Raw genomic sequence first — 9,128 nt, forward strand, 5'->3', positions numbered from 1 at the left:
GTGTCTCACGACCGCGGCCTTTTTTGTAATTCTCAGCCTATAAAATGTTAGAGCGACCTTTGTGCGCCCGGGAGGGCGCACGGCGCTCTAAAAAATCAGCTGGCTTTTTTCTGTTTTGTTGCGGCTTTTTTCGCAGGTGCAGCCTTGGCAGGCGTTGCTGCAGGCGCTTTAGCGGCAGCTTCATTGGCTGCGCGCTGATCGGCGCTCATCGGGCTGGTATCAACAACCGAACGCACAGTACCGTTGGCGCTGATTGTGCAGCGTGCATCACGGGAATCCACTTTCAGGATCACATCCGTATTGCCACCGCCGCCCGGACGGCTGTCTACAGCAGTAACCACGCGCTCCGGAATATAGTAGCGGTTAGCCGCTGCTGTAATGCACGGATTTGCCAGTTCAGGCGCTACATTGCTGCGCACGAATTGCGGGAAGCTAGGCATTTGCGAAGCAACCGGAACCGGCGCCTGTGCAGCAGCCGTTGTCGGAGCCGGTGTTGTATTGGATGTTGTGGTACAGGCGGCAACCAGCGGAGCAAACATTGCCAGAAGTACAAAACGTTTTGCGGAACCTGTGCTGGTGCGCATACCATGCCTCATTCATAAAACAGATGTTATTGCAGTGAAATCGTCACTTTTTTCTGAGCCGAACCTATTCGCTTTTTCCCAAATGTCGAGTGGCAGCACAGTCACACTGACCAACAATCCTTCATGCTCCACAGTCAAAATGTCCTGCACGGCCATTATCCGCAACAGATTTTATGGAGCCTTGCTGACAAGCCAGTTCAATGCCACCCGCCAGTCTGTCATGCGGATCGGCGTACCGTGATTGCCGCTTTCATAACGATGCATCACCACCGGATATCCGCCCTTTGTTTTGCGCAAAGACCGGTAAAAAGCTTCCTGACTGTCAATCGCAAAAACCGGATCACGACTACCATGGCTCAGGAAAACCGGAACCTTGCGTTTAAATGCAACGCTCTTGCGGAACTGGTCATCCCAGAGGGAGCCAAGCAGTGCCAGCCCGTCAATCTGCTGCGCCGCAGTTGCATCCGCAGTCAATTGCCAGCACAGAACACCACCCGCTGAACCGCAGGTGACAATCACCCTGGCGCGTGGTGCCTGCTGCTTCATGGCAGCAATCAAACCGGAAATTTCTGAAGTTCCCTTGGCTGCGAAATCCGAAAAATCAGGGGCGAGATAGACACCACCACCCTGCACCACCAGATTCTTAAGCCGGTTAAAATTACCGCCAAATGTAAAGTCATTCACGCCCTGATGGCGGTTGCCGCCTTTACCATGGAGATAGAGCACAATCATGGAGGTCTGCGGTGTCAATTTGCCGACCTGATAGGTCTTCACCATGCCCGCTGCAGTCGGCACAGCAACATCCTTCTGCTGCGCCCGTATTTTCAGCGAGACATATTTATCCTGTACGCGTTTCTCGACAATGGTATCGCGCCCGTTAATGTCGCGCATTTCATTATAATCGAGGATGAGATAATTGCCGCCATCGGCGCTTTTCAGCACGGTCTGCGTAGAAAACAAATCATCTTTGAAAGGCTGTAACTGCGGTTGCGCATGAGCCGCACCAGCGCAGAATAATCCCGCAACCAGAACCAGCGTCCCCGCAGGTCGCAATGAAATTCCCAAAACTCCCACTGCAATCTCCCTTTGCAGTCTCCCCTTTTAGTCCTTGAGCATTCTCATAATAAAAATACCCGCGCGCAGAGTGCTGCGCACGGGCTTTTTTGTCAAACCAAGTCTCGTTTAATTAACAGGCTTCAGATTTTAAGCTGATGATAGGAGCGGTTGAGATAAACCAGCGCTTCATTGCCCTCGGCCTGCGACTGTTCCGCAGAAATCTGTCGCAAGGCCAGCACTTCCCCGAACAGAACATGATGCGTGGCATGATCCTGACGTGAGATGATCTTACAATCGAGACTTGCCAGCGCGCCTTTGAGAACCGGCGAGCCTGTTGCCATGACATCCCACTCAGCCAAGGCAAAACGCTCTTCCATGGTCAGGTGATTGCGGCCGGCAAAAGCCTCTGCGAGATCTTTTTGTCCCGCATGAAGCACATTGAAAGCAAAAACACCGTTTTCAATGAACATCAGATTATCGGTATGCACACGCTGCAGGCAGATCAGAATGGTCGCCGGATTATCTGATACGGAACAACCGGCAGAAAGCGTCAGAGCACGGCGTCCGGCCGGACCGTCAGTCGTCACAATATTCACAGCACCGGCAAACTGGCTCATCGCATTGCGATAGTTCAGCGGATCCACAGCCTGATTTGTCGTCACAATAGACTTTACCATATTCATTTATATCGCTCTGCCAGTGCACCACTATAAAATGCGCATAAGATTTCAACACCCTCTTACACGTCCGGTGCCCACTTTACAGTACCAACTCTTCGATTTTAGCAATCAAATGACAGTGAGCACTGTCGTTTAATTCTATAAAAGCAGAATTCTAAACACGACAACAGAAAATCAGCACAGTTACGTAGGTGTGGCCGGAACAAGTTTAAGTATCTGAATCAAAAAGCGACTGACACAAGCGAAAATGGTGATTTTTGAGCATCTGCACGGAGCGTACTTAATATATGTGAGTACGGAAGCGGAGAAAATTGCCATTTGCAGCCAAGTCAGGCGGTTTTCGGATCAGATACTAAGCCATTGCAAGCAGATGCAGAACACACTACCTCTGAGGGCAGAATTTTCTTATCAAGGTTGAACCCGCATCTCATGAGACTTGCCGCCACGCTTTACTGTCTTTGTACCGGACTATCAGCGCTGACCATGAGCACCGCTCACGGCCAGACACAGGCTGATAATTCTCCCCTGCAAATCGGTATTGTTGCCCCTTTTGAAGGGCCTTATGCCACGCTGGCAAAACAGATCATGCTTGGTGCGGAAGCGGCTAAAATTCAAAACCAATATCCGGTCAGCCTTGTCTATATGCAGGAATATTGCAAAGCAGATCAGGATGCAGCCACAGCTGAGAAACTCAGACAGGCAAAAGTCAAAGTCGTTATTGGCTATTTATGCAGTGAATCGCTGGAAGGCGCGGCACCGGTACTGGCGCGAGACGGCATAGCCATTCTCAGCCTCGGCAGTCGCCAGCCAACAATTCTTGAGCAGGAAACCAGACAAAGTTTCGGTATTTTCCGGTTGCAACCGGATCGCAGGCTCGCAACGGCAGTTCTGGCCGATACACTTGCCCCTCTCTGGCGCACCGCTCCTTTTGCTTTGATTGAAGACGGAACCGTTCAGGGTCGTGACTTTGCGCGCGATGCTCTATTGGCTTTCAAATCCCGCGGCCTTGAACCGGCATTGACCGACACTTACCGTCCGGCACAAACCTCGCAAAATGCTTTAATCTCACGGCTGAAACGTGCGGGTATCAACCATATTCTGCTCGGCGGTGAAGGGGATGATGCTTCAGTCATTGCCCGCAGTGCAGCAGCAGCCAATTGGCCTCTGACAATTGCAGGCAGTGAAACCTTTCTGCGCGTTGACCCGCAAAACCCTTTGCCAGCAGGGCTGCTGATGAGTGCCATACCTGAGGCCGTTACACAGGCTTCGGCAGAAAGCGCAATTAAAGCCATTACCGCTATGGCTGAAAAGCAACCGGATACGCAGGATATGAAGGCTGACGGTTATGCATTAGAGGCCTATAGCGCCCTGCAAATTGCCGCACAGATCCTGACCAATCCGTCAGAAACGCAAAAAACCGCTGCCGAGCTTTTATACTCAACCCGTTTTGAAACAGCCGGTGGCACCATCAGCTTTACACCTGCAGGTTTGCGGCAGGAAAATCCCTACCGGCTGATGCGCTTTAACGGCAAGGATTTTGAACCGGTACAATAAAGTCAGAAATGGGAAAACCAAAATGGGGGGACAGAAAATGACAAAGCCGCTGAGCCACAGCCACAACACCACTGTTTCCGGCCTGCGAAATCTGATTACCGATGTGGCGGGGCTGCGGGTTGGCAATGCGCAGGACGAGCATATCAAAACCGGCGTCACAACTATTCTCTGTGACCGTGAAACCACCGCTGCGGTGCAAGTGCTCGGCGGTGCGCCCGGAGCACGGGAAACCGATCTGCTGGAGCCCCATAATACCGTGCAAAGCGTGAATGCGATTGTGCTTTCCGGCGGTTCGGCATTCGGTCTCGATTCCGCTTCCGGTGTGCAGGCTTACTTGCGCGAAAGAAAAATCGGTTTTGAAGCGGCAGGGCATTATATTCCGATTGTCCCCTCGGCCATTCTCTTTGACATGCATAATGGCGGCAACAAAGACTGGGGACGTTACCCGCCCTATCGCGAGCTTGGCTATCTGGCAGCGGAAAATGCGGCAGAAGAATTTGAACTCGGCAGCTATGGTGCCGGTGCCGGTGCTCTGGTCGCCGGTTTCAAAGGCGGACTTGGCTCCGCCTCTCACAGACTGCCGAATGGCATGACCATGGGCGCACTGGTTGCAGTCAATGCTGTCGGCTCTGTCACTGTGGGTGATACAAAGCATTTCTGGGCTGCACCATTTGAGCATGATAATGAATTCGGCGGGATTGGTTACCCCTCACCTATGCCTGCAAATGCAACAAACCTGCGCATCAAATTCCGTGACAACGGCGCTGCACTGCCACCTGCAGCCAACACCACCATCGGTACCATTGCCACCGATGCGGTTTTAACTAAAGCGCAGGCCAAGCGTCTGGCAATTGCTGCTCATGACGGTTACTCCCGCGCGATCTGGCCTGCACATACGCCTTTTGACGGTGATCTGATCTTTGCACTCGCCACCGGTGCCAGCGGCATTGAACCCTCGGTTGAAGATTTCATTGATCTTTGTGCCGCTGCGGCTTCAACTATGGCACGCGCTGTGGCACGCGGAGTTTATCATGCCAAGCCGAGAGAAAATGATCTGTTCTCCTGCTGGAACATGGCCGGAGAATAAATAAAAAGCGCGCCGGTCGGGGCGCGCTCTTTCTTTGTTGATTACCCCGCTTGAGGGAGTGTGCTTAATCTTCAGCCTGTCCGCTGTTCTGGCGGCGCTCAAACAGTTCTTCCGGTGTAACATTCAGCTGCTCAACCACACGGGCAATCAATGCACTTTCCGCCGGATGAATTTCGTTATCCGCTTTTGCAATGGTCAGCAGATGTCCGACAAGCGACTGACGGCGTTCCGGCACCATTTCACTGAATAAAGCAGCGGCCTGTGTACTGGTCGTCTCATAGGAGAATGTTTTCAGATAATCTGCCACTTCAGGCAGTTCTTCTGGCTTGATATCAAAATCATGCTGCATGATGCGCAATAATGCATTCATTTCAGCCTGATTTTTCTGTCCGTCGGCAAAAACCAACCGCACCAGCAGCAGCAATTCGGAGACCAGAGCCGGATCCTCCGACAGGCGCTGCACAGCAGTCTTTTTGCTCAGATAAGCGCTGATACGCTCAAAAATCGTTTCACTCATCATCGTCCCCGAAAAACGCAAGTCTTTTAAGAAATGCAGTGTTGGCAAGACTGCGGCCAAATGACAAGCCCTGCCTTGCAACTCTTTAGAAATAAGACAAGCATCGAGCATAATTTCTTAAACCTGGATCAGTTTAAGGTAGAATTATGCTCTGCTTTAAAGGTGTTAGAGCGACCTGTGTGCGCCCAAACAGGCGCACGGCGCTCTAAGTAAACAATCCCGTTATTGTTCTGTCCCATCTTGCACCTCTATCCGGCAGTCTTTATGAATTGCTCCCAACATAAAAGCCCGCCGCCTGCTTTGCCCCTCGCCGCAAGACCCGCTGCACAGTTCTGAACGGTTCCCCCATGTTCGCGTCTATGACCACCTCCATTGATTCCCTGCTTCTGCTGCTCGCTCTTGCCGGTTTTATTGCCGGATTTATTGATGCGATTGCAGGCGGCGGCGGTATGATTACCGTCCCGGCGCTGATGCTGGCCGGTATTCCCCCTGTTGAGGCACTGGGCACCAACAAGTTGCAATCGCTGTTCGGCTCATCTTCCGCAACCCTGTCCTATGCGCGCAAAGGCCATGTCAATATCAAAGAGCAATTGCCGCAAGCTTTAATGTCCGGTCTCGGTGCTGTGCTTGGTGCCCTGCTGGCCACTTATATTCCGGGTGATTTTCTCTATGGCTTGCTGCCAATTCTGTTGATCGCTATCGCCATTTACTTCGCATTGAAACCGAATGCAGGCGATGTCAGCCGCGTTCAGCGTATGAAGCCGTTTCTCTTCGGCGTAACCATCGTGCCGCTGATCGGTTTTTATGACGGCTTGTTTGGCCCCGGCACCGGCTCATTCTTCATGCTGTGCTTTGTGTCGCTGGCAGGCTATGGCCTGCTCAAAGCAACCGCCCACACAAAATTGCTCAACTTTGCCTCTAATTTCGGCAGCTTCCTGACCTTTTTGGCCTTCGGTGCGATTAACTGGAAAATCGGTCTGGTGATGGGTGTCGCCCAAATGTTCGGCGCCACAGCCGGTGCCCATCTGGCAATGCGTGTCGGCGCAGGTCTCATCAAGCCATTGCTGATTATCACTTGTATCCTGCTGACAATCCGCCTGCTGATGGAGCCAAGCAATCCGCTGCGTCTCTGGATCGGTTTTTAAACTTTTAAGGTCAGCAGAATAACGCCGCCTGCGATCATCACCACACCGGCCCAGTTTATCGCGGAGAGCTTTTCACCGAGAAAAACCACGCCGAAAATTGCCACCATAATGATTGAGAGCTTGTCTACCGGCGCAACCCGCGCGGCATCCCCGATTTTAAGCGCACGAAAATAAGCGATCCATGACGCACCGGTTGCCAGCCCTGACAGAACCAGAAACAACCAGCTCTTTGCCGAAATATCGGATGTTTTCTGCCATTGCCCGCTGATTGTGAGGAACAGACACAAGGCTGCGATAATCACCAATGTACGGATAAAGGTCGCAAAATCCGAATTAATTCCGGCAATACCCAGCTTGGCAAAAATTGCTGTCAGTGCCGCAAATGCAGCTGATACCAGCGCCCAGAATTGCCAGCTTTCCGTCATTCTCTGTTCCTTAACTTTATCTTCTGCGTTTCTTGTAAATAATCTTCTGAGTTTTCAGATGCTACTAACAATAATGGTCACGCAGCCCATTATTTAATGTATTGCACAATAGAAATAATCTGCATCCCGAGAGAAAAACAATCAAAAAAATTGCATATTTACCACCCGTTAAACTCTTGATAACCGAACGGTAACGATGTGTGTTTAAAAGAGTGGATAAGAGACATTTATGTCTCCCGCTCCGGATCAGGTACTGCGTACCGGAGTTGTATTTTATCTGCCGCGTTGAGTGAGGCAGATAAGCCAAGCGTATTTTGGCAATCACCGCGCAAGCTTAAAAGCGATAGCGCGGTTTTTGCCGTATCTGCTCTCTATGCGCAGCCGCAACCAAGCCTGCACCTGTATTTTCCCAGCTCTAAATTCTGAGAAATCTGTCCCGCCTGTTACACCAGAGCGAGTTTTTTCATGCCTGTAGCACAGGCTGCCTGCGGCTCCCAAAAACCTCATTACTATCAAAGTGATACTTAAAATCGCTCAAAGTATAATATCACTATTTTTATCTGATTTTATACTAACCTAAATATTACCCACAAAATCTTCATGACAAAATAAGTCACATTTTAAAAACTGTAGCACTCCATTTCTCTTCTGTCACAAAACAACTGACAGCAGCAAAGTTTTTCACTCTTTAAATAGGAATGTCGCTAATTCGTTACAGATCGTCGTTGTGAAGCCGCACAGTTTGCTGCTTAGAATATTGCATATCATTATAAAAAATTAACTGTCTCCGGCACCGGTACCACCGGAAGACAGATAACAACCGGTACCACGGGGAATAGGAGAACACATATGAAGAGGCTCTTTGCTTCAACTATTCTGGCCGCCGGTCTTTTGACGGCTTCCGGTATGATGTCTGTGTCTGCACAAGCTGCCGAATGCGGTGAAGTCACCATTTCCAATATGAACTGGCAGTCCGCAGAACTGCTTTCCAATCTTGATAAAATCATTCTCACTGCAGGCTATGGCTGTAATGCGGAGATCGTTGTCGGCGATACAGTTCCGACCATCACATCCATGGTAGAAAAAGGTCAGCCGGATATTGCTCCGGAAGGCTGGGTCGATCTGCTGCCCGATATTGTTAAAAAAGGTTTTGATGACGGCAAAATTATTGCTGTGTCCGAGTCCCTGCCCGATGGCGGTGAACAGGGCTGGTGGATTCCAAAATATATTGCCGACAAAAATCCGGATATTAAAACCTTCGACGATTTGCTGAAACATCCTGATCTGTTTCCCGATCCGGAGAATCCGTCCAAGGGTGCTATTTATAATGGTGCACCGGGTTGGGGCGGCACGGTTGTTACCAGCCAGTTCTACAAGGCTTTTGAATTTGAAAAGGCCGGTTTCAATCTGATTGATACCGGATCCGCAGCAGGTCTGGACGGCGCTATCGCCAAAGCAAATGAGCGCAAAGAGCCGATTGCTGCCTTCTATTGGGCACCAACCGCCCTGCTCGGCAAATATGAAATGGTCATGCTGAAAACCGGCTATGACATTGATGAAGCTGAATGGAAACGCTGCAACACAGTGCTCGACTGTCCAGATCCGAAGAAAAACGGCTGGCCGAAAGATCGTGTGCAAACACTGGTCACCAAGAAATTCTCTGATCGTGCAGGCCCTGCCCTCGATTATCTGAAAAACCGGTCATGGTCGAATGAAACGCTGAACAAGCTGCTCGCATGGATGACCGACAATCAGGCAACCGGTGAACAGGCTGCCGTTCACTTCCTGAAAACACAGGAAGATATGTGGACGAAGTGGGTTCCGGCAGATGTTGCTGAGAAAGTGAAAGCTGCGATCTGATCCTTAGAGCATGTCGCGCTCAAATGAATTCATTTGAGCTACCGCGAACATGCGACAATGAAAAGAATCTAGAGCGAGCGCTATGATCCAATCTGGATGTAAACCGCTCTAGTCACTGATTTTTATCAGTGACAAAGCCTCTTCAAAAATTCCTGTCCGGCCTCATCATGCCGGACAGGGAGTGTTTAAGAAATTGAATGAGTTGCAAATCGGAGAACAG

General features: G+C 50.6%; 9 protein-coding genes. 4 read left to right on the forward strand and 5 right to left on the reverse strand.

The window, feature by feature from the left end; translation table 11 throughout:
* Positions 1 to 95: 95 nt before the first annotated feature.
* The 3 genes from A918_RS0104170 to A918_RS0104185 all read right to left on the reverse strand — a co-directional run bounded on the left by A918_RS0104170 (position 96) and on the right by A918_RS0104185 (position 2,323).
* Positions 96 to 584, reverse strand: a complete 489-nt coding sequence (locus A918_RS0104170; RefSeq protein ID WP_022709837.1) for a hypothetical protein — start codon at positions 582 to 584, stop codon at positions 96 to 98.
* Positions 585 to 755: 171 nt separating this feature from the next.
* Positions 756 to 1,649: an alpha/beta hydrolase gene (locus tag A918_RS0104180; protein ID WP_371257500.1), complete on the reverse strand. Its 894-nt coding sequence runs from the start codon at positions 1,647 to 1,649 to the stop codon at positions 756 to 758.
* Positions 1,650 to 1,780: 131 nt separating this feature from the next.
* Positions 1,781 to 2,323 (reverse strand): flavin reductase family protein, encoded by a 543-nt coding sequence (locus tag A918_RS0104185; protein ID WP_022709840.1) that lies wholly within the window; start codon positions 2,321 to 2,323, stop codon positions 1,781 to 1,783.
* 480 nt (positions 2,324 to 2,803) lie between these two features.
* Between A918_RS0104185 and A918_RS0104190 the strand changes: the two genes are divergently transcribed.
* The gene (locus tag A918_RS0104190; protein ID WP_022709841.1) at positions 2,804 to 3,874 is read left to right on the forward strand and encodes an ABC transporter substrate-binding protein; all 1,071 of its coding nucleotides are present in this window, start codon (positions 2,804 to 2,806) and stop codon (positions 3,872 to 3,874) included.
* A 37-nt stretch (positions 3,875 to 3,911) separates the two neighbouring features.
* Positions 3,912 to 4,961, forward strand: a complete 1,050-nt coding sequence (locus A918_RS0104195) for a P1 family peptidase (RefSeq protein ID WP_051138981.1) — start codon at positions 3,912 to 3,914, stop codon at positions 4,959 to 4,961.
* 64 nt (positions 4,962 to 5,025) lie between these two features.
* On the opposite strand, the gene A918_RS0104200 is transcribed toward A918_RS0104195, so the two are convergent.
* Positions 5,026 to 5,478, reverse strand: a complete 453-nt coding sequence (locus tag A918_RS0104200) for a TerB family tellurite resistance protein (RefSeq protein WP_022709843.1) — start codon at positions 5,476 to 5,478, stop codon at positions 5,026 to 5,028.
* Positions 5,479 to 5,837: 359 nt separating this feature from the next.
* On the opposite strand from A918_RS0104200, the gene A918_RS0104205 reads away from it, so the two are divergent.
* Positions 5,838 to 6,623 (forward strand): TSUP family transporter, encoded by a 786-nt coding sequence (locus A918_RS0104205; protein ID WP_028233372.1) that lies wholly within the window; start codon positions 5,838 to 5,840, stop codon positions 6,621 to 6,623.
* On the opposite strand, the gene A918_RS0104210 is transcribed toward A918_RS0104205, so the two are convergent.
* Entirely contained in the window at positions 6,620 to 7,048 is a 429-nt protein-coding gene (locus tag A918_RS0104210; protein ID WP_022709845.1) for an EamA family transporter, read from the reverse strand. The two genes, A918_RS0104205 and A918_RS0104210, sit on opposite strands and share 4 nt — an antisense overlap.
* Before the next feature lie 849 nt (positions 7,049 to 7,897).
* Here A918_RS0104210 and A918_RS0104215 point away from each other — a divergent pair.
* On the forward strand, positions 7,898 to 8,908 hold the full coding sequence (locus A918_RS0104215) for an ABC transporter substrate-binding protein (protein ID WP_022709846.1): 1,011 nt from the start codon (positions 7,898 to 7,900) through the stop codon (positions 8,906 to 8,908).
* Positions 8,909 to 9,128 lie beyond the last annotated feature (220 nt).

The organism is Pseudochrobactrum sp. AO18b, assembly GCF_000409565.1.
GTDB classification, from domain to species: Bacteria; Pseudomonadota; Alphaproteobacteria; order Rhizobiales; family Rhizobiaceae; genus Pseudochrobactrum; species Pseudochrobactrum saccharolyticum.